Source organism: Pseudomonas sp. RIT288 (assembly GCF_000631985.1).
Lineage (GTDB): Bacteria > Pseudomonadota > Gammaproteobacteria > Pseudomonadales > Pseudomonadaceae > Aquipseudomonas.
The window spans coordinates 617,144-638,115 of the sequence record NZ_JFYN01000012.1; the positions used below are offsets into that span (position 1 = coordinate 617,144).

A 20,972-nucleotide genomic window follows, 5' to 3' on the forward strand; every position below is an offset into this window, starting at 1 on the left:
GTTTAGCAATGAATGTGCGTCGCAACAACACTTGGCGTTGGTGTAGGAGTCTGGGCATGGCTGGTGTAATGGATTCGGTGAACCAGCGCACGCAACTGGTAGGGCAGAATCGCCTGGAGCTGTTGTTGTTCCGTCTCGACGGTCAACAGCTCTACGGCATCAACGTGTTCAAGGTGCGGGAAGTGCTGCAATGCCCGTCGCTGACGTTGATGCCCAAGTCCAGTCCTGTCGTGTGCGGGGTGGCGAATATCCGGGGGGCGACCATTCCGATCCTTGATCTGGCAATGGCGACCGGTTCCGGGGCGTTGAAAGACAAGAACAGTCCGTTCGTGATCATCACGGAGTACAACACCAAGACCCAGGGTTTCCTGGTTCGCTCGGTGGAGCGCATCGTCAACATGAACTGGGAAGAGATCCATCCGCCGCCCAAGGGCACGGGTCGCGATCATTACCTGACCGCTGTGACTCGAGTCGACAATCAGTTAGTCGAAATCATCGATGTCGAGAAGGTGCTGGCGGAAGTGGCGCCGACACCCGAGGCGATTTCGGTCGGCGTGGTGGATGTCGAGACCCAGAGCAAGGCGTTGTCGCTGCGGGTGCTGACGGTCGATGACTCGTCGGTGGCGCGCAAGCAGGTCACGCGTTGCCTGCAGACGGTTGGTGTCGAAGTGGTGGCGCTGAACGACGGCAAGCAGGCGCTGGATTACCTGCGCAAGCTGGTCGATGAGGGCAAGAAGCCGGAAGAAGAGTTCCTGATGATGATTTCCGACATCGAGATGCCGGAGATGGACGGGTACACCCTGACGGCGGAGATTCGCAGCGACCCGCGCATGCAAAAGCTTCATATCATCCTGCATACTTCGTTGTCGGGGGTATTCAATCAGGCGATGGTCAAGAAAGTCGGTGCCGATGACTTCCTGGCCAAATTCCGTCCTGATGACCTGGCATCCCGGGTAGTCGACCGGATCAAAGCAGCAGATATCAGCTAGGGGCCTTCTGCCCCTGGCGGTCAACACGATTTAAGAGGCGGCATCATTGTCTACGGGTAATTTGGATTTCGAACAATTCCGGGTCTTCCTGGAAAAAGCCTGTGGCATTTTGCTCGGTGAAAACAAGCAGTACCTGGTCTCGAGCCGTCTCAACAAACTGATGGAGCAGCAAGGCATCAAGTCCCTGGGTGAGCTGGTACAGCGCATCCAGACCCAGCCGCGCAGCGGTTTGCGCGAGCAGGTGGTCGATGCCATGACGACCAACGAGACCCTGTGGTTTCGTGACACCTATCCGTTTGAAGTCTTGAAGAACAAGGTGCTGCCCGAGGCGATCAAGGCCAGTCCCAACCAGCGTCTGCGGATCTGGTCGGCGGCGTGCTCGTCGGGTCAGGAACCGTATTCGCTGTCGATGTCGATCGACGAGTTCGAACGCAGCAACCTCGGTCAGTTGAAGATGGGCGTGCAGATCGTTGCCACCGACCTGTCCGGCAGCATGCTGACCAACTGCAAGACCGGCGAATACGACAGCCTGGCGATCGGCCGCGGTTTGTCCGCCGATCGTCTGCAGCGCTACTTCGACCCGAAAGGGCCGGGGCGCTGGGTGATCAAGGCGCCGATCAAGAACCGGGTGGAATTCCGTTCGTTCAACCTGCTCGACAGCTACGCGAGTCTGGGCAAGTTCGACATCGTGTTCTGCCGCAACGTGCTGATCTACTTCTCCGCCGAGGTGAAGAAAGACATCCTGTTGCGCATTCACAGCACGCTGAAGCCGGGCGGCTATCTGTTCCTTGGCGCTTCCGAGGCGCTGAACGGTTTGCCGGATCATTACCAGATGGTCCAGTGCAGCCCGGGGATCATTTACCAGGCGAAGTGAAACAAGGCATCAGGCATACAAAATCGGGAGCCCCGAGGGCTCCCTTTTTTATGCCTGATGCTTTGTTTCATGTAGGAGCTGCCGAAGGCTGCGATCTTTTGATCTTGATCTTGATTTAAAAAACAAGATCAAAAGATCGCAGCCTTCGGCAGCTCCTACAGGGGAGGCAGCGGCAGAAAAGCGGCAGCCAGCGGAAGCCGTTTGCCGCTTTTCTGGCATTACCGCTTTGCCGATACCCGGCAAAGCCCCGGTTTACGGGGGTTCTTCTGTTTGGCACGGCGCTTGCTAAAGCTCAGGTACGAAAAACCGGTCACCCGAAGGTTCCCGACATGAGCATCAGCTTCGATAAAGCGCTCGGCATTCACGAAAAGGCATTGGGCTTCCGCGCCCAGCGTGCCGAAGTGTTGGCCAACAACATCGCCAACGCCGATACCCCGAACTACAAGGCTCGGGATCTGGACTTCTCCAAAGTGCTCGAAGCACAGACCCAGAAGAACGCCAACGGCACCATCGCCCTGAACATGACCAACAGCCGTCACATCGAGGCTGAAGGCCTGGGCAATGGCGACGAGTCGCTGATGTATCGCACGCCGATGCAGCCTTCGATCGACCAGAACACCGTGGACGCTCAGCTTGAGCAGTCGAACTACGCGGAAAACGCGGTCGGCTTCCAGGCCAGCTTCACCCTGCTCAACAGCAAATTCAAAGGGCTGGTGTCAGCCCTGCGCGGAGAGTAATCCATGTCCCTGTCCAGCGTTTTCAACATTGCCGGCAGCGGCATGAGCGCACAAACCACGCGTCTGAACACCGTGGCTTCGAACATCGCCAACGCCGAAACCGTTTCGTCGAGCATCGACCAGACCTACCGCGCCCGTCACCCGGTGTTCGCCACCATGTTCCAGGGCGGCCAGAACAGTGGCAGCAACTCGCTGTTCCAGAGCCAGGACGCCGCAGGGCAGGGCGTGCAGGTACTTGGCGTGGTCGAAGACCAGAGCAACCTCGAAGCGCGCTACGAGCCGAACCATCCGGCCGCTGACGCCAAAGGCTATGTCTACTACCCGAACGTCAACGTGGTGGAAGAAATGGCTGACATGATTTCCGCGAGCCGTTCGTTCCAGACCAACGCCGAAATGATGAACACCGCCAAAACCATGATGCAGAAGGTACTGACCCTCGGTCAGTAATAAGGGGCGACTGCCATGAGTGTTTCCGATACCACCAGCAGCCTGAGCATGAATGACATCCTGGCGAACTCCTCGAAGAAAACGAGCAGTTCGACCACCGGTGGCATTGCTTCGGCCACCAACAGCGCCACTGGCGGCAAAGCCCTGGGCAAGGATGCGTTCCTGCAACTGCTGGTCACCCAGCTGAAAAACCAGAACCCGCTTGATCCGCAGGACAACAGCGCCTTCGTAGCACAGTTGGCGCAGTTCAGCAGCCTTGAGGGCATCACCACCCTCAACAGCACCGTCAGTTCGCTGGCCGGCAACTACAGCTCCTCGCAAGCCCTGCAGGCGTCGTCGCTGGTTGGCCGCAACGTGATCGTGCAGACCAACACCGTTCAATTGGACGACCCGAGCAAAGGCATGACCGGTTCGGTCACCGTGCCGTCGTCGATTGCCGGTGGCACCGTCAGCATTACCGACAGCAGCGGCACGGTGGTTCGCACCATCGATCTGGGCAGTCGCGCCGCAGGCAGCGCAAGCTTCACCTGGGACGGCAAGGACAAGGACGGCAATCTGGTCAAGACCGGTACCTATACCGTCAAAGCCAACGCCTCGATCAATGGCACCGCGACCGACCTGGCGACCTACCTGCCAGCCACGGTCAACAGCGTGACCATCAGCCAGACCGGTGGCGAGCTGATGCTCAACCTGTCCGGCAAGGGCACCGTCGCCCTGTCCAAAGTACAAACCATTGGTATATAGAGCCGACTAACCGGCACAAAGGAGTGGAATATGTCTTTCAATATCGGCCTTAGCGGTCTCTATGCAGCCAACAAACAACTGGACGTGACCGGCAACAACATCGCCAACGTCGCGACCGCCGGTTTCAAATCGTCCCGTGCAGAATTCGAAGACGTTTACTCGTCGACCCGTCTGGGCAGTGGCAGCAAGGTCATCGGTAACGGTGTACGTCTGGCCAACGTTTCTCAGCAGTTCACCCAGGGTGATATCAACAACACCGGTAACGTGCTGGACATGGGTATCAACGGTTCCGGCTTCTTCACCATGAGCAACAACGGCTCGATCTCCTATACCCGTGCCGGTACGTTCAAGGTCGACAATGCCGGTTACATCACCAACACCGACTACACCTCGCGTCTGCAAGGTTACGGTGTGGATGCCAACGGCAAGATCGTCAATGGTGTGTTGACCGACCTGAAGATCGACACTTCCAACCTGGCGCCGAAGTCCACCTCGCTGGTGACCTCGACCATCAACCTGGACTCGACCGCTCCAGTGATCGACGACACAGTGCCCGCCGGCAAGTTCGATCCGAACAACCTTGCGACCTACACCAAGTCGTTCAGCACGCCGATCTATGACAGTCAGGGCAACATGCACCCGATGGATCAGTACGTGGTCAAGACCGGTGCGAACACCTGGAAGGTCTACACCCTGGTAGACGGTCGCAATCCGGACGCTACCGGTAGCGATCCGAAGGTCACCGCGCCGACACCTTCGACCATGACGTTTGACTCCGCTGGCAAGCTGACTCAGGTCAGCACTCTGCCGGGCCCGGTGATCAGCAGTGACCTCAAGCTCAGTGGCTGGGTCCCGGGTAATGTGATCAACGGTACGTTCAGGCCTAATGGTGCAGCCGCGAACCCGGCAGGCATCACCATTTCGATGGCTCAGACCACCCAGTACAACGCCGATACTGCCCGTTCGATCCCGACTCAGGATGGTTACGCCACTGGCCAGATCACCAACCTGACCATCGATGGCACCGGTACCCTGTTCGCCAACTTCAGCAACAACCAGAGCAAGGCCATCGGCCAGGTTGCGCTGGCCAGCTTCACCAACGAACAGGGCCTGCAGGCTATCGGTGGTACTAGCTGGAAAGAAACCTTCGCTTCCGGTATTCCGGGCTACGACGCGCCGAAAACCGGTACCTTGGGCGAGGTGGTATCCAACTCGCTGGAAGAGTCCAACGTTAACCTGACCAATGAACTGGTGGACCTGATCAAGGGCCAGAGCAACTATCAGGCGAACGCGAAGACCATTTCGACCCAGAGCACCATCATGCAGACCATCATTCAGATGACCTGATTGCGGTTTCTGGTTGTGCAAGGGAGCCCCTCTTTTTGAGGGGCTTTTTTGTGGGCTATTGTTTTGTGGGCTTATCCATTGCTGCGATAACGGCTACTTAGGGTTTCGCCCTTACGGCGAGTCACCTTTTCCAGGCGCCGGAGTGCCGGCCCAACGAAAAGATAACCCAAAAGGCTTGGCCCCAGCGTTCGGCCCTCGCCGTGGCTCGGGTTCCTTTGCTACGGTATTCATCCGGGGGCATCGCCTACGGTTTGCTTCGCTGCACCTCCTCTCGATGTGTTTGGCTGCGCCAAACGGTCGCTGCGCTCCCGCCCCCGGATAAACCCCTGCACTCAGCCTGCCAACGGGGCCGGTAAGGCAAGATCAAAAGCTTTCGGCGAGCTGACACTCGGCCATTGAGTGGTGAAGAGCATGTGTTTGGCTTTTGCTCTTCTGTGCGAGCCAACTAATCTCCGTCAGATTCACTTAATCAATGGTAGGAGCTGCCGAAGGCTGCGATCTTTTGATCTTTTGATCTTTTGATTTTTTGATCTTTTGATCTTTTGATCTTTCGATCTTTTGATCCTTTGATCCTTTGATCCTTTGATCCTTTGATCTTTGGCGGCAGCAGTAAAGATCAAAAGATCGCAGCCTCGTTTCACTCGACAGCTCCTACAAATATATGGCGGACAAAAGAAAACCCCCGACACACCAGAAGTCTGTCGGGGGTTCTTTTGCCTGGAAGAATCAGGCGTCTCGCGACGCCTGATTCGGCTCAGCTTATTGGCAAGCTTCGCAATCCGGCTCGTCGATCGCGCAAGCCTTTGGCACTGGAGCCGGACCGGCTGGAGCTGCCAGAACCGAATCATCGCCGTGGTTGCCGCCGCTGGAAACAGCGTTCAGCTTGCCGGTGTTGATGGTCGACTTCTCGGTGCTGGTCGCGGCCAGGGCACGGAGGTAGTAGGTGGTTTTCAGGCCACGGTACCAGGCCATGCGGTAGGTCACGTCGAGCTTCTTGCCCGAGGCGCCGGCGATGTACAGGTTCAGCGACTGGGCCTGATCGATCCACTTCTGACGACGGCTGGCGGCGTCAACGATCCACTTGGTGTCCACTTCGAACGCGGTCGCGTAGAGCTCTTTGAGTTCTTGCGGGATGCGCTCGATCTGCTGAACCGAACCGTCGTAGTACTTCAGGTCGTTGATCATGACCGAGTCCCACAGACCGCGAGCCTTGAGGTCGCGAACCAGGTACGGGTTGATCACGGTGAATTCGCCCGACAGGTTCGATTTCACATACAGGTTCTGGTAGGTCGGTTCGATCGACTGCGATACGCCGGTGATGTTGGCGATGGTCGCGGTCGGTGCGATGGCCATGATGTTGGAGTTACGAATGCCTTTCTGTACACGGGCGCGAACCGGTGCCCAGTCCAGGGTTTCGTTCAGGTCAACGTCGATGTACTTCTGGCCGCGTTGTTCGATCAGGATCTGTTGCGAATCCAGTGGCAGGATGCCTTTGGACCACAGCGAACCGTTGAAGGTCTCGTACGCGCCGCGCTCGTCAGCCAGGTCGCAGGACGCCTGGATCGCGTAGTAGCTGACCGCTTCCATCGACTTGTCGGCGAACTCGACGGCAGCGTCGGAACCGTAAGGGATGTGCTGCAGGTACAGCGCGTCCTGGAAGCCCATGATGCCCAGACCGACCGGACGGTGGCGGAAGTTGGAGTTCTTCGCTTGCGGCACCGAGTAGTAGTTGATGTCGATCACGTTGTCGAGCATGCGCACGGCCGTGTTCACGGTGCGTTGCAGCTTGGCGGTGTCCAGCTTGCCGTCGACGATGTGGTTCGGCAGGTTGATCGAGCCCAGGTTGCAAACGGCGATCTCGTCCTTGTTGGTGTTCAAGGTGATCTCGGTGCACAGGTTCGAGCTGTGAACCACGCCAACGTGCTGCTGCGGGCTGCGCAGGTTGCACGGGTCCTTGAACGTCAGCCATGGGTGGCCGGTTTCGAACAGCATGGAAAGCATTTTGCGCCACAGGTCTTTGGCCTGGATGGTCTTGAACAGCTTGACCTTGCCCGGGTACTCGGTCAGGGCTTCGTAGTACTCGTAGCGCTCTTCGAAGGCTTTACCGGTCAGATCGTGCAGATCCGGTACTTCGGAAGGCGAGAACAGAGTCCACTTGCCGTCATCGAAGACACGCTTCATGAACAGGTCAGGGATCCAGTTGGCGGTGTTCATGTCGTGGGTACGACGACGATCATCACCGGTGTTCTTGCGCAGTTCGATGAACTCTTCGATGTCCATGTGCCAGGTTTCCAGGTAGGCACACACAGCGCCTTTGCGCTTGCCACCCTGGTTAACGGCTACCGCGGTGTCGTTCACCACTTTCAGGAACGGCACCACGCCTTGCGACTTGCCGTTGGTGCCTTTGATGTACGAGCCCAGCGCACGCACTGGCGTCCAGTCGTTGCCCAGGCCGCCGGCGAATTTCGACAGCATGGCGTTGTCGTGGATCGCGTGGTAGATGCCCGACAGGTCGTCCGGAACGGTGGTCAGGTAGCAGCTCGACAGTTGTGGACGCAGGGTACCGGCGTTGAACAGGGTCGGCGTCGAAGCCATGTAGTCGAAGGACGACAGCAGGTTGTAGAACTCTATCGCACGGTCTTCTTTCTGCTTTTCTTCGATCGCCAGGCCCATGGCCACGCGCATGAAGAAGATCTGCGGCAGTTCGAAACGCACGCCATCCTTGTGGATGAAGTAACGGTCGTACAGGGTCTGCAGGCCCAGGTAGGTGAATTGCTGATCGCGCTCGTGGTTGATCGCCTTGCCCAGTTTTTCCAGGTCGAAGGTGGCCAGCACAGGGTTCAGCAGTTCGAACTCGATACCTTTGGCGATGTAAGCCGGCAGCGCCTTGGCGTACAGGTCGGCCATCTCGTGGTGAGTGGCGCTTTCGGCCACACCCAGGAAGCCCAGACCTTCGGCACGCAGGGTGTCCATCAGCAGGCGAGCGGTGACGAACGAGTAGTTCGGCTCACGTTCAACCAGGGTACGCGCGGTCATCACCAGTGCGGTGTTGACGTCGTTCAGGGCCACGCCGTCGTACAGGTTTTTCAGGGTTTCGCGCTGGATCAGGTCGCCATCGACTTCAGCCAGGCCTTCGCAGGCTTCGGTAACGATGGTGTTCAGGCGGCCCATGTCCAGCGGCGCGAGGCTGCCGTCGGCACGGGTGATGCGGATCGACGGGTGCGCGTTGACCGCCGCTTCTACCGGCGCGTGGGCAGCGCGTTCTTTCGAACGGCCATCACGGTAGATCACGTAATCGCGAGCGACTTTCTGCTCGCCGGCACGCATCAGGGCCAGTTCGACCTGATCCTGGATCTCTTCGATGTGGATGGTGCCGCCCGACGGCATGCGACGCTTGAAAGTCGCGGTGACTTGTTCGGTCAGACGGGCAACGGTGTCGTGGATTCGCGACGAAGCGGCAGCGGTGCCGCCCTCAACTGCGAGAAACGCTTTGGTGATAGCGACGGTGATCTTGTCATCGGTGTAAGGAACGACAGTGCCATTACGCTTGATCACGCGCAGTTGACCCGGCGCGGTGGCGGCCAGATCCGAATTCGAATCGGCGGCCTGCGGCAAGGTGCCCTGCGGGTTCTCGCGAGTTGTGTCGGTTTGCATGGGTGTCTCCACGTTCTCTATGTTTGTTTGGGCACCATCAAGGTGCCCACCGTTCCGTCCTGAAGCACTACAACCGGCACGCGCCGGGCATAACGACTTCGGGACAGTTCAGGAAGGGGGCCTTGTGAGCGCCGCTTCCATGCCGAAGTCTTCGGTTCGCGCGATACGCGTGAGACCGCATTCCTTTCGGGGAGCAGATTCGTCACTGCAACACCCGTACCGTTATCGTCGTGGTCGACTGAAAAACGGTAGCCATCCGCAGGCGCGGTTTGGGCTTTCGAAAATACGTTTGGTTCAACCCGACAATGGCAATAAAAAGCCTTGAATTCACTGTCCGGTTTGTGTTTGGTTTTTTGCGAAAACCCCTACATGTAGGGGTTTTTTACGCACGGGCTACAAGATAATGCGTTTTGGGGGAGTATTGCAACGTATAGCCTGTGGATAAACCTGTGCGTAAATTGTGTGCGAAAGGGCTGATTCGCGTGTAGGCCGCGAACCTGCTGAGCTAGACCGTTTGTCACTGTTTTTCACTCGGGAAAAACGCTTCAGCGGATTTTTAAGGGCGCGAACCCTATCACAAAAAAACGCCTTGTCCGAACGCATTTGGCGACTTGTGTTCTGGCTGTACGCCGTTTATACAATCGAGCGGTGTTTACCCAGTCTTATCCCCCCGAAAGATGACAAAAAGACGGGAGGATCTAGAACTGTGGGAGCGAGCCTGCTCGCGAAAGCGTTGGATCAGCCAACATTGATGCTGAACCTACCGACGCATTCGCGAGCAGGCTCGCTCCCACATGGATTGTGCTGCGTCGTACGGTTCTTCCTTTATTAATAAAAACAGCAAGCAGAGGTCACTGGTGGAGCAAGAAGCCTGGCAGGTATTGATAGTCGAGGACGACCAGCGTCTGGCCGAACTCACCCGCGAATACCTGCAAGCCAATGGATTGCGCGTGGAGATCGAAGGCAACGGCGCGCTGGCGGCGGCGCGGATCATCAAGGAGCAGCCGGACCTGGTGATCCTCGACCTGATGCTGCCCGGTGAAGATGGCCTGAGCATTTGCCGCAAGGTGCGCGACCGTTACGACGGGCCGATCCTGATGCTCACCGCGCGCACCGACGACGCTGACCAGATTCAAGGCCTCGACCTCGGTGCCGACGATTACGTGTGCAAACCGGTGCGCCCACGGCTGTTGCTGGCGCGGATTCAGGCCTTGCTGCGCCGCAGTGACACAGCCGAACCCGTCGCGGAAAAAAGCCGTCGCCTGCAATTCGGCCCGCTGGTGGTGGACAACGCCTTGCGCGAAGCTTGGCTCAGCGACAGCGGCATCGAACTGACCAGCGCCGAATTCGATCTGCTCTGGCTGCTGGTGTCGAATGCCGGGCGTATCCTCTCTCGCGAAGAAATCTTCACCGCCCTGCGTGGCATCGGCTATGACGGCCAGGATCGTTCGATCGATGTGCGCATCTCGCGCATCCGCCCGAAAATCGGTGACGACCCCGATCACCCGCGTCTGATCAAGACCATCCGCAGCAAAGGCTATCTGTTCGTCCCTGAAGCCTGTGTGGATCTGGCGCTGTGAACTCGATCTTCCTGCGCATCTATGGCGGCATGTGCGCGGCGCTGATTCTGGTGGCGGTGCTCGGCGTGCTGGCACTGCACCTGCTCAATCAGGTGCGCAGCGAGCAATACCGCGAGCGCCTGGCCCACGGCACGTTCTCGCTGATGGCCGACAACCTGCAACCGATGAACGAGACCGAGCGCCACCGGGCGTTGTTGGTCTGGGAGCGTCTGCTGGGGATTCCGCTGGCACTGAAGAGGTTTTCCGAGACGGATCTGGACCTCTCTCAGCGCGCCCGGGTGCAGCGCGGTCAGGCCTTGGTGGAGCAGACCGGCCCGCATGCGGCGCGGGTCTATCGGCTGGTCAGCGACAAGGAACAGCTGCTCCTGACCGGTGACGTCCAACAGATCAGCGAACAACTGGCCCGCGCGACCATTTACCTGCTGGCCGATGAACTGGTGCGTTTCCCGGTGGGCGAGCAACCCAAGCGGCTGGCGCAATTAAAGGAAGAGAAGGGCTTCGGTTTTGATTTGCGACTGGTCACGGTCAACGAGGCCGACATGGACGAAGACCAGAGCCGCCGCGTGTCCGAGGGCGATACGGTGATGGCGCTGGGCAAGGGCGGGGATTCGATTCGGGTGTTTGCCGGCATGGTCGGCACGCCGTGGGTGCTGGAAATCGGCCCGCTGTATCAGATGAATCCGTATCCGCCGCAATGGCTGGTGTTGATCGCTGCCCTGGGCCTGAGCCTGATCGGGCTGATCGTTTATTTGTTGGTGCGCCAGCTCGAACGACGTCTGCGCGGACTCGAAGCCGCAGCCACACGCATCGCCAAGGGCAGCCTGGAAACCCGCGTGCCGGCGCGCGGAGCGGACTCGGTCGGGCGGCTGGCGGCGGCGTTCAATGGCATGGCCGAGCACTTGCAGCAGTTGCTGGCGATCCAGCGCGAACTCGTGCGTGCGGTGTCCCACGAACTGCGCACGCCGGTGGCACGCTTGCGTTTCGGGCTGGAGATGATCGGCTCGGCCACCACCCAGCAGGCGCTGGAAAAATACCGCGAGGGCATGGATCACGACATCGAGGATCTCGATAAGCTGGTCGACGAAATGCTCACCTATGCGCGGCTGGAACAGGGTTCACCAGCGCTGACCTTTCAACGCATCGATCTCGATGCGCTGGTCAATCAGGTGATCGAAGAACTGGCACCGTTGCGTGCCGAGGTCACGGTGCAGCGTGGGTTATGCCTGTCGGCAGCGGATAACGACGGCGCCTGGGTCGAGGCCGAGCCGCGCTTCCTGCATCGGGCGTTGCAGAACCTGGTGAGCAACGCGATGCGCCATGCGCGCTCGAAAGTCACGGTGAGTTATCAGGTCGGACAGTTGCGCTGTCGGGTCGATGTCGAGGATGACGGGCCGGGCGTGCCGGAGGTAGCGTGGGAGCGGATCTTCACGCCGTTCCTGCGTCTGGATGACAGCCGCACGCGGGCTTCTGGTGGGCATGGGCTGGGGCTGTCGATTGTGCGGCGGATCATTCACTGGCATGACGGTCGGGCGCTGATCAACAAGAGCAAGAGTCTGGGTGGGGCCTGCTTCAGTCTGAGCTGGCCGAGGAATCAGGAACGCCGTTGATATCGATGTCGGCCGGACTGGCCTCATTGCGAGCAGGCGAAGGCCTACAAGGGCACGCATTCCACATGTAGGCCTTCGCCTGCTCGCGATAGGGCCGATGCCAACACCGCAAATCCTCAGGCAGGAATGCTCACCAGACTCAACAACTGCCCCTCCTGCACGCCAAATTGCGCCTCCAGCTCGGTGCCATGACGCCATTCACCAGACAAGTCAGTCAGCAGACGCATCCGAACCTGACCCTGCTCCGTCCACTCCAGCACCTCGGCGTGCTCGAAATAAAAGCGCTTCTGCACAATCGGATACAGCGCCTTGAACAGGCTCTCCTTCACCGAAAACGTCAGGGTCACCAGCAACGCCAGTTGTTCCCGCGCACCGGCGGCCATGCGCTGCAGTTCCGCAGGCGTCAGAATCTCCCCGGCCAGGCGTTCGGCGCGCTCGGTCTCGAGCAGGTTTTCCAGGTCCATGCCCAAGCCGCGCCAGTGTTGCTTGTTGGCGACAATCGCCGCCGCACGCCCGGTGCTGTGGGTGATCGAGCCGCAAATGTGCGCCGGCCATACCGGTGCACGGTCTTCGCCAATCGCCGGAATCACGCTTGAGCCTTCCAGTTGCTGCAACGCCGCCCGGGCACAGATCCGCCCGGCAAGAAACTCGGCCTGACGCTTGGCAACAGAACGCTGAATGCTCGGCGGCGGCTCGATGGCGCTGCGCTGGAAGTCATCGCCCAGCAGTTGCTTCGGGTCGAAACAGGTGCTCAGCAGGACGGTGTCGGCCAACACGTTGGGCAACGGCCAATGGGCGTCGAGCGGGGTGCAGCAGGCGGGGAGGGGCGGGCTGGAATTCATGGCGGGCATTTTGCCGATTCGCAGGGGCAAGGTCGAGATCGGCGGTGCGGCTTTCGCGAGCAGGCTCGCTCCCACATTTGGAACGCATTCCCATGTGGGAGCGAGCCTGCTCGCGAAGGCCGCGCTGCAATCTATCTGATCAGCCAAAGATTTTCTGGAAGAACGCCTTCATGTCCGCCCAGGATTTTTCATCGGCAGCCTTGTTGTAGCCGATATCCGGGCCTCCGTGTTCACCGTGGCTCAAGCGATCGGCATCCGGATTGGTGAAACCATGCTTGGCGCCGTCGAGGCTGACGAATGTGTAGTCGGCGCCGGCCTTGTCCATTTCAGATTTGAACGCGGTGACGTTGTCCGGGGTAACCATGCTGTCCAGCGCACCGTGCTCGACCAGAACCTTCGCCTTCACACTGCCGGGCGTCGCCGGGGTGGTGGTGGCCAGCGCACCGTGGAAACTCACCACGCCCGCCAATGGCTCGCCCTGACGCGCGGCGTTAAGCACCACGCCACCGCCGAAGCAGTAACCGATGGCGGCGATTTTATTCACGTCGGTCTGCGGCTGCTTTTTCAGCAGATTCAACCCCGCCTCGAAGCGCTTGCTGGAGGCCGCGGCATCCTTGGTCGCGGCTTGCATGAATGCCATCGCATCTTTCGGATGCTCGGTGTTCTTGCCTTCGCCGTACATGTCGATCGCCAGCGCGCTGTAGCCCAGTTCGGCGAGGTCGCGGGCGCGGCGTTTGGCGTAGTCGTTCAAGCCCCACCATTCATGCACCACCACCACGCCCGGGCGTTTGCCCTTGATCGCGTCGTCGTAGGCGTAGTAGCCGATCAGCCGGGTGCCGTCGGCACTCTGGTAGGGAATCTCCTGAGTCTTGATCGCGGCGTTGGCCAGGCTGCTGGCAGCGAGCAAGGCGAGGGCGAGGAACAGGCGCATGGTCGGTCTCCTTATAGAAAGTGGTCAGGACAGCCTAGTCGATTTGATTCAGCGCAGGTTCAGAGAGTGTTCAGGGGCGGTACAGGGGCAGGTCAGTAACCTTGCGCCATACCCAAACAGCACTGTGAAAGAGGAAACGCGATGAATCGTCTAAACAAACTGCTGCTGGCTTTTACCTTGTTGGGCTCCAGCCTTGCGGCACATGCCGATGACACCAGCAACTTCGCCGGCCTGACCTTTGGCCAGACCAGCGACAAAGTCAAAAAGTCCCATGCGCTGAACGATAACCTCGGGCACCCGGACGCCAGCGGCGCAATCGACGGCAACAACACCTACGGTGTGCGCCTCGGTCAGCAAAATTCGCAAGGTCGCTACTACGCCACTTACGACAACGTGTCCGGTTCGCACAATGGTATTAAACTGCGCCAGGAAAACCTGCTGGGCAGCTACGATCTGTTCTACCCAGTGGGCGGCAGCACCAGGTTGTTCGGTGGCGCAACGGCCGGTTTGACCAAGCTGACTCAGGATTCACCTGGCTACAGCCGCGACAGCGACATCGGTTACGCCGTCGGCGGCCAATTCGGTGTGCTGCAACAAGTGGCGCAGAACGTTTCGGTGGAACTCGGTTACCGTTACCTGATGAGCAACGCCAGCACCGAAATGAAAGAGAGCGGTGGCAGCAAGCAAGGCTCGCTGGACTTGACCAGCAGCGCCCAGACTTACCTGTCGGCGAACTACGCTTTCTAAGGCGGTTCGCATCAGTACCCTGTGGGAGCCAGCCTGCTGGCGATTGCGATTTGGCAGCCGACCCTCCAGTCGACTGTCAGGGCGCTATCGCCAGCAGGCTAGCGCCCACAGAGGGTTGTCTGGAGATTTTTGATTTGCCCGGGAGAGCGTTATGAAACTGTTGGTCGTCGAAGATGAAGCGCTGTTGCGCCATCACCTGCAAACCCGCCTGACGGAGAGCGGTCACGTGGTCGAGTCCGTGGCCAATGCCGAAGAGGCGCTGTACCAGACCGGACAGTTCAACTTCGATCTGGCGGTGATCGACCTCGGTCTGCCGGGCATGGGCGGTCTGGATCTGATCCGGCAGTTGCGTTCGAGCGGCAAGACCTTTCCGATCCTGATCCTCACCGCGCGTGGCAACTGGCAGGACAAGGTCGAAGGCCTGGCTGCCGGCGCCGACGACTACGTGGTCAAGCCATTCCAGTTCGAAGAACTCGATGCACGACTCAATGCCTTGTTGCGCCGCTCCAGCGGCTTCACCCAATCGACCATCGTCGCCGGGCCGTTGTTGCTGGACCTCAATCGCAAGCAGGCGTCGCTGGATGAAGAGCCGCTGGCGCTGACCGCCTATGAATACCGCATCCTCGAATACCTGATGCGCCACCACCAGCAAGTGGTGCCCAAGGATCGCCTGATGGAGCAGCTCTATCCGGATGACGACGAGCGCGATCCGAACGTGATCGAAGTGCTGGTCGGCCGTCTGCGCCGCAAGCTCGAAGGGCCGGGCGGGTTCAAGCCGATCGACACCGTCCGCGGTCTCGGCTACCTGTTCAATGAGCGCTGCACTTGATTCGTTCTCTACGCGTTCGTTTGATGCTCGCTGCCACCACGTTGGCGGTGTTGTTCATGCTCGGCTTGCTCCCGGCCATGCAGGGCGCGTTCAGCCTGGCGCTGCAGGACTCGATCGAGCAGCGGCTGGCGTCGGACGTCACCACGCTGATCTCGGCGGCACGCGTCGACAGTGGCCAACTGGTGATGCCGGCGCAGTTGCCGGATGAGCGTTTCAATCTCACCGACAACCGCTTGCTCGGCTACATCTACGACCGTCAGGGCAAACTGGTCTGGCGCTCGAAAGGCACGCAGGAAGAGCAGATCAACTACAAGCCGCGTTATGACGGCATGGGCAACGAGTTCGCGCGGATCCGCGAGAGTAACGGCCAGGAGTTCTTCGTCTACGACGTCGAAGTCAAACTGCTCGGCGGTAAAAGTGCCGCGTTCAGTATCGTCGCCCTGCAACCAGTGCGTGAGTACGAAAACACCCTTGAAGGCCTGCGCGAAAATCTCTATCTGGGCTTCGGCGCCGCCTTGCTGGTGTTGCTGGCGCTGTTGTGGATCGGCTTGACCTGGGGCCTCAAGGCGCTGCGTCGGCTGAGTCAGGAACTCGACGAAATCGAAAGTGGCACCCGCGAAAGTCTCACCGAACAGCACCCGCGCGAACTGTTGCGCCTGACCGGCTCGCTCAACCGTCTGCTGCACAGCGAACGCCAGCAGCGCAGCCGCTATCGTGACTCCCTCGATGATCTGGCGCACAGCCTGAAAACCCCGTTGGCGGTACTGCAAGGGGTCAGTGAAGACATGGCGCAACGCCCGGAAGATCGCGATCAGGCTTGGGTGCTGCAAACCCAGATCGAACGCATGAGTCAGCAGATCAGCTATCAATTGCAACGGGCCAGCCTGCGCAAAAGCGGTCTGGTGCGCCATCAGGTGCGGCTGCAACCGGTGCTCCAGAGCCTGTGCGACACGCTGGACAAGGTTTACCGCGACAAACACGTTCGAGTGGCGTTCGATCTACCGGAACAATGCTATGTGCCGATCGAGCAGGGCGCGCTGCTGGAAATGATGGGCAACCTGCTGGAAAACGCCTATCGCCTGTGCCTGGGCGAAGTGCGCATCAGCGTGCGCGAGACCCTCGCCGGCATCGAGCTGTGCATCGAAGACGACGGCCCCGGTGTGCCGCCGAATCAGCGCGCGCGGATTCTCGAGCGTGGTGAGCGTCTGGATCGCCAGCATCCGGGGCAGGGTATCGGCCTGGCGGTGGTCAAGGACATCATCGAGAGCTACAACGCCAAGCTGATGCTCGGGGATTCGCCGATGGGCGGGGCGGCGTTCAGGATTCAGTTTCCTGCGGTTTAGGTGTTGGCTGTTCTGACGTCATCGCGAGCAGGCTCACTCCTGCAAGGGGAATGCATTTCAAATGCAGGAGTGAGCCTGCTCGCGATAGCGCAAGTCAGTTCACCGCGGGTCTTACTGCTCCTGCGCCCGATACGCCCCCGGTGTCAGCCCCGTCCATTTCTTGAACGCCCGGTGAAACGCCGACGGCTCGGAAAACCCCAACTGCTCGGCAATCTGTTGCAACGACAGATCCGCCCGGCCCAGGTGATAAATCGCGATGTCGCGGCGCAACTGATCCTTCAATTCCTGAAAACTGGTGCCTTCCTCACGCAAATGCCGACGCAGGGTTTGCGGGCTGATGTGCAGGTGCGCGGCCACGGCTTCGAGGTCTGGCCACTGCGCGCTGTCGCGGCTGAGCAAGCGGCGCAGGCGACTGCTGAGGCTGTCGCCGTCGTCCGGGCGCGACAGCAGGTCGGCGGGCGAGCGTTCGAGAAAGTGCTTGAGGGTGCGTTCGTCCTGCAGCAGCGGCATCGACAGATAGCGGCTGTGAAACAACAGGCTGCTTTGCTCGGCGCAAAACACCAGCGGGCAAGGGAACAGCAGATCGTACTCGGCACCGTGCGCCGGTTTCGGATAACTGAAGGTGGCCTGCTCCAGACGAATCCGCTGGCCGATCAGCCAACTGCCGAGGCGATGCCAGATCACCAGCAGGCTCTCGCTGAGAAAGTGATCCGGGTCCCATAACTGCGCATCATCGAGGCTCAGGCGCACCCATTCGCCTTCGCGACTCAGGCTCAGGCGCGGGGCCTCGGGGAATAGGCTATAAAACAATAAACCGCGTTGCAGTGCCTTCTCCAGATTGCGGCAGTGGATCAGCGCATGGCACATCATCGCGAAGCTGCCGGGTTTGCTCGGCGCGCTGCCAAAGCCCAGGTATTCGTCATCCAGCGCCAGCCACAGGCTCTGGATCAGTTGGGTGAATTGCTCCGGGGCAATCCGCGCCCGTGGTTCATCGAGCAACTCGGGGCTGATCCCCAGTTGCTGCAGCAGTGGCGAATAGTCGAACCCCGAACGGCGTGCGCCACCGAGGGCGGCCCGGGCGAAATGACTGGCGATGGTACGTTCGCGCATAAGCGGCAGATCCTTCCTCAGGCGCCGGATGGTAGCCGGGGCATGCGCAGGGTAACAAGGCGGATTTCCGCCAAATTGTAGGACGAGATCCGCTGAGTTGGCGGAAATCCGCCACACTGGCGTCACCGGGCAGTGACAAAAAATACTCTGCATCCCCTGATATCAAAAGGCTTGCAGCGAATTGCACCAAAGTGGCACGACGTTTGCGATAAGAGCGATAGAAGCGTGCGTTTATCCGCCAGGAAAAACGCCGTTCCAACAACAAATCCCTCCAGTGCAGGAGGGTTCGCAATTTAAGGTTTTGCGGACAACAGATGGATGTTGCCCGTGGGACTCTTGAGGAAATTTGCAATGACGACTCGTCAGCCACTCTACAAATCCCTGTACTTCCAGGTGATCGTTGCCATCGCCATCGGCATCCTGCTCGGTCACTTCTACCCACAGACCGGTGTGGCCCTCAAGCCACTGGGTGACGGGTTCATCAAACTGATCAAAATGGTCATCGCCCCGATCATTTTCTGTACCGTTGTCAGCGGCATCGCCGGCATGCAGAACATGAAATCGGTGGGCAAGACTGGCGGCTACGCGCTGCTGTACTTCGAAATCGTTTCCACCATCGCCTTGCTGATCGGTCTGGTCGTGGTCAACGTCGTGCAACCGGGCGCCGGCATGCACATCGACGTGAGCACCCTGGACGCCTCGAAAATCGCCACGTATGTAACGGCCAGTAAAGACCAGAGCATCGTCGGCTTCCTGCTTAACGTGATCCCGAACACCATTGTCGGAGCATTCGCCACCGGCGATATCCTGCAAGTGCTGATGTTCTCGGTGATCTTCGGTTATGCCTTGCATCGCCTGGGCTCCTACGGCCGACCGCTGCTGGACCTGATCGATCGCTTTGCCCACGTGATGTTCAACATCATCAACATGATCATGAAACTGGCGCCACTGGGTGCGTTCGGTGCCATGGCGTTCACCATCGGTGCCTACGGTGTCGGCTCGCTGGTGCAGTTGGGTCAGTTGATGATCTGCTTCTACATTACCTGCGTGCTGTTCGTGGTGGTGGTGCTGGGCGCGATCTGCCGTGCGCACGGTTTCAGCGTACTGAAGCTGGTGCGCTACATCCGTGAAGAGCTGCTGATCGTGCTGGGTACTTCCTCGTCCGAGTCCGCTCTTCCGCGCATGCTGATCAAGATGGAGCGCCTGGGTGCGAAAAAATCTGTTGTGGGTCTGGTGATCCCGACCGGTTACTCATTCAACCTCGACGGTACGTCGATCTACCTGACCATGGCGGCTGTGTTTATCGCTCAGGCGACCGACACCCACATGGACATCACTCACCAGATCACTCTGCTGCTGGTGCTGCTGCTGTCCTCCAAAGGCGCTGCCGGTGTGACCGGTTCGGGCTTCATCGTGCTGGCGGCCACCCTGTCGGCGGTAGGCCACCTGCCGGTGGCCGGTCTGGCGCTGATCCTCGGTATCGACCGCTTCATGTCCGAAGCACGCGCTCTGACCAACCTGGTCGGCAACGCCGTCGCGACCATCGTGGTTGCCAAGTGGGTGAAAGAGCTGGACACCGACGTGCTGCAAGCCGAGCTGGCTTCTGGCGGTCGCGGTATCTCCGATGAGCGTGAAGAAGATGACCTGGGTGTGGCTGAAGGCCCGACCCCGAGCAACGTCAAGTAACTGCAATTTGGTAATACCTTGTGGCGAGGGAGCTTGCTCCCGCTGGACTGCGCAGCAGGCCCCTCTTTGAAGAGCGGGGCCGTTTGCGCCCCGGCGGGAGCAAGCTCCCTCGCCACACAGGCACTGAAGAACCTGCCTTGGCAGGTTTTTTATTGCCTGCGATTTGAGCATTACGGTCACTGCCGCTGATGCATCCGGTGATTGCCGTGCGCGGCAGTGCTGCCTAGGCTGGGTGCATCGCCCAAGGAGATCGCCCATGTCTGCGCCGCTGGCCTCACTGAAGATTCTGGATTTTTCGACCTTGCTGCCGGGGCCGTTCGCCTCGCTGTTGCTGGCGGACATGGGCGCCGAAGTGCTGCGCATCGAGTCGCCCACGCGCATGGACCTGTTGCGGGTGCTGCCGCCGCACGATCAGGGCATGTCGGCCAGCCACGCTTACCTCAACCGCAACAAGCGCAGTCTGGCGCTGGATCTCAAACAGCCGGAAGCGCTGGAGGTGATCAGGCAGTTGCTGGCCGACTACGACATCATCCTTGAGCAGTTCCGTCCCGGTGTGATGGAGCGTCTGGGCCTGGGTTACGAAGCGTTGAAGGCGATCAACCCGAAGCTGATTTACGTGTCTATCACCGGCTACGGCCAGACCGGGCCGTACAAGGATCGCGCCGGGCATGACATCAACTACCTCGCACTGGCCGGTCTTTCCAGTTACACCGGTCGCGCTGACAGCGGGCCGTTGCCGCTGGGCATGCAGGTGGCGGATATCGCTGGCGGCTCGCTGCACGGGGTGATCGGCCTGCTGGCGGCGGTCATCGCCCGGCAGCAGACCGGGCAGGGCACGCATCTGGACGTGAGCATGACCGATTGCGCCTTCAGCCTGAACGCCATGGCCGGTGCCGGGTATCTGGCCTGTGGCGAGGAGCCGCACTGGGAAGAGCAGATGCTCAATGGCGGCAGCTTCTATGACTACTACCGCTCGCGCGACGGGCGCTGGTTGTCGGTGGGCAGTCTGGAACCGGGGTTCATGCAGCAACTGTGTACGGCGTTGGGCCGGCCGGAGCTGGCGGCGCAGGGCTTGTCACCCGAGCCCGAGCAGCAGCGGTTATTGAAGGATGCGCTGAAAGTTGAATTCGAGAGGCACGATTTTGCCGAGTTGTGCGAGTTGTTTGCCGGGGTCGATGCCTGTGTCGAACCGGTATTGAACCTGAGCGAGGCGGTGCAGCATCCGCAGTTGCTGGCGCGTGAACTGGTGACCCAGGTGCCGCGTGGAGACGGCTCCAGTCAGGCGCAGATCGGCTGTCCGTTGAAATTCTCTGAGGCGCTGCCGGCGCCGCGGCATGTTGGGGCGGGGTTGGGGCAGCATACGGAGCAGGTGTTGGGGGAGTTGGGGTTTGATGCTGAGCGGATTGCTCAATTGCGGGCGGCCAAGGTAATTCTCTAGCGCCTGGCTGGGCCTCATCGCGAGCAGGCTCACTCCTACAGGTGGAACGCTTTCAATTGTAGGAGTG

17 protein-coding genes are annotated in these 20,972 nt (G+C 59.8%); 13 read left to right on the top strand and 4 right to left on the bottom strand.

The genetic code is table 11. The annotated features are described in order from the left end of the window. Positions 1 to 56: 56 nt before the first annotated feature. The 6 genes from BW33_RS14415 to flgE all read left to right on the top strand — a co-directional run bounded on the left by BW33_RS14415 (position 57) and on the right by flgE (position 5,138). Complete coding sequence (locus BW33_RS14415; protein ID WP_041074300.1) at positions 57 to 989, top strand: chemotaxis protein CheV; 933 nt, start codon at positions 57 to 59, stop codon at positions 987 to 989. Positions 990 to 1,035: 46 nt separating this feature from the next. Further along, positions 1,036 to 1,863, top strand: coding sequence for a protein-glutamate O-methyltransferase CheR (gene cheR / locus BW33_RS14420; RefSeq protein WP_007963053.1), 828 nt, complete (start codon positions 1,036 to 1,038; stop codon positions 1,861 to 1,863). 329 nt (positions 1,864 to 2,192) lie between these two features. Then, positions 2,193 to 2,600 carry a flagellar basal body rod protein FlgB gene (flgB, locus tag BW33_RS14425; protein WP_007917581.1) on the top strand — a complete coding sequence of 136 codons (408 nt, stop codon included), beginning with the start codon at positions 2,193 to 2,195 and terminating at the stop codon, positions 2,598 to 2,600. A gap of 3 nt (positions 2,601 to 2,603) precedes the next feature. Continuing rightward, positions 2,604 to 3,047, top strand: a complete 444-nt coding sequence (gene flgC / locus BW33_RS14430) for a flagellar basal body rod protein FlgC (RefSeq protein WP_003227217.1) — start codon at positions 2,604 to 2,606, stop codon at positions 3,045 to 3,047. Between the two features lie 15 nt (positions 3,048 to 3,062). Next, complete coding sequence (flgD, locus tag BW33_RS14435; protein ID WP_047599690.1) at positions 3,063 to 3,791, top strand: flagellar hook assembly protein FlgD; 729 nt, start codon at positions 3,063 to 3,065, stop codon at positions 3,789 to 3,791. 30 nt (positions 3,792 to 3,821) lie between these two features. Then, positions 3,822 to 5,138, top strand: coding sequence for a flagellar hook protein FlgE (flgE, locus tag BW33_RS14440; protein WP_047599691.1), 1,317 nt, complete (start codon positions 3,822 to 3,824; stop codon positions 5,136 to 5,138). 759 nt (positions 5,139 to 5,897) lie between these two features. Here flgE and BW33_RS14445 read toward each other — a convergent pair. Beyond that, a complete protein-coding gene (locus tag BW33_RS14445; RefSeq protein WP_047599692.1) occupies positions 5,898 to 8,792 on the bottom strand; it encodes a ribonucleoside-diphosphate reductase subunit alpha in 2,895 nt (964 codons plus the stop codon). 857 nt (positions 8,793 to 9,649) lie between these two features. On the opposite strand from BW33_RS14445, the gene BW33_RS14450 reads away from it, so the two are divergent. Together BW33_RS14450 and BW33_RS14455 are read left to right on the top strand one after the other, a co-directional pair. Further along, a complete protein-coding gene (locus tag BW33_RS14450) occupies positions 9,650 to 10,372 on the top strand; it encodes a response regulator (protein ID WP_047599693.1) in 723 nt (240 codons plus the stop codon). Further along, positions 10,369 to 11,979 (top strand): ATP-binding protein, encoded by a 1,611-nt coding sequence (locus BW33_RS14455; protein WP_047599694.1) that lies wholly within the window; start codon positions 10,369 to 10,371, stop codon positions 11,977 to 11,979. Before BW33_RS14450 ends, BW33_RS14455 begins: the two co-directional genes overlap by 4 nt. A gap of 116 nt (positions 11,980 to 12,095) precedes the next feature. Here BW33_RS14455 and BW33_RS14460 read toward each other — a convergent pair whose 3' ends face one another. Together BW33_RS14460 and BW33_RS14465 are read right to left on the bottom strand one after the other, a co-directional pair. After that, entirely contained in the window at positions 12,096 to 12,821 is a 726-nt protein-coding gene (locus tag BW33_RS14460; protein WP_047599739.1) for a 4'-phosphopantetheinyl transferase family protein, read from the bottom strand. Positions 12,822 to 12,960: 139 nt separating this feature from the next. Continuing rightward, positions 12,961 to 13,752: a dienelactone hydrolase family protein gene (locus BW33_RS14465; protein WP_047599695.1), complete on the bottom strand. Its 792-nt coding sequence runs from the start codon at positions 13,750 to 13,752 to the stop codon at positions 12,961 to 12,963. Between the two features lie 141 nt (positions 13,753 to 13,893). On the opposite strand from BW33_RS14465, the gene BW33_RS14470 reads away from it, so the two are divergent. The 3 genes from BW33_RS14470 (at position 13,894) to BW33_RS14480 (ending at position 16,671) form a co-directional block, all read left to right on the top strand. Continuing rightward, positions 13,894 to 14,499, top strand: coding sequence for a membrane protein (locus BW33_RS14470; protein WP_047599696.1), 606 nt, complete (start codon positions 13,894 to 13,896; stop codon positions 14,497 to 14,499). Between the two features lie 151 nt (positions 14,500 to 14,650). Then, entirely contained in the window at positions 14,651 to 15,328 is a 678-nt protein-coding gene (locus tag BW33_RS14475; protein WP_027612288.1) for a response regulator transcription factor, read from the top strand. Further along, the gene (locus BW33_RS14480; RefSeq protein WP_047599697.1) at positions 15,325 to 16,671 is read left to right on the top strand and encodes an ATP-binding protein; all 1,347 of its coding nucleotides are present in this window, start codon (positions 15,325 to 15,327) and stop codon (positions 16,669 to 16,671) included. Before BW33_RS14475 ends, BW33_RS14480 begins: the two co-directional genes overlap by 4 nt. Positions 16,672 to 16,782: 111 nt before the next feature. On the opposite strand, the gene BW33_RS14485 is transcribed toward BW33_RS14480, so the two are convergent. Then, a complete protein-coding gene (locus BW33_RS14485) occupies positions 16,783 to 17,781 on the bottom strand; it encodes an AraC family transcriptional regulator (protein WP_047599698.1) in 999 nt (332 codons plus the stop codon). A 351-nt stretch (positions 17,782 to 18,132) separates the two neighbouring features. Here BW33_RS14485 and BW33_RS14490 point away from each other — a divergent pair, with 351 nt between their 5' ends. Both BW33_RS14490 and BW33_RS14495 read left to right on the top strand, forming a co-directional pair. Continuing rightward, positions 18,133 to 19,467 (top strand): dicarboxylate/amino acid:cation symporter, encoded by a 1,335-nt coding sequence (locus BW33_RS14490; RefSeq protein WP_047599699.1) that lies wholly within the window; start codon positions 18,133 to 18,135, stop codon positions 19,465 to 19,467. A gap of 256 nt (positions 19,468 to 19,723) precedes the next feature. After that, complete coding sequence (locus BW33_RS14495; RefSeq protein WP_047599700.1) at positions 19,724 to 20,905, top strand: CaiB/BaiF CoA transferase family protein; 1,182 nt, start codon at positions 19,724 to 19,726, stop codon at positions 20,903 to 20,905. Positions 20,906 to 20,972 lie beyond the last annotated feature (67 nt).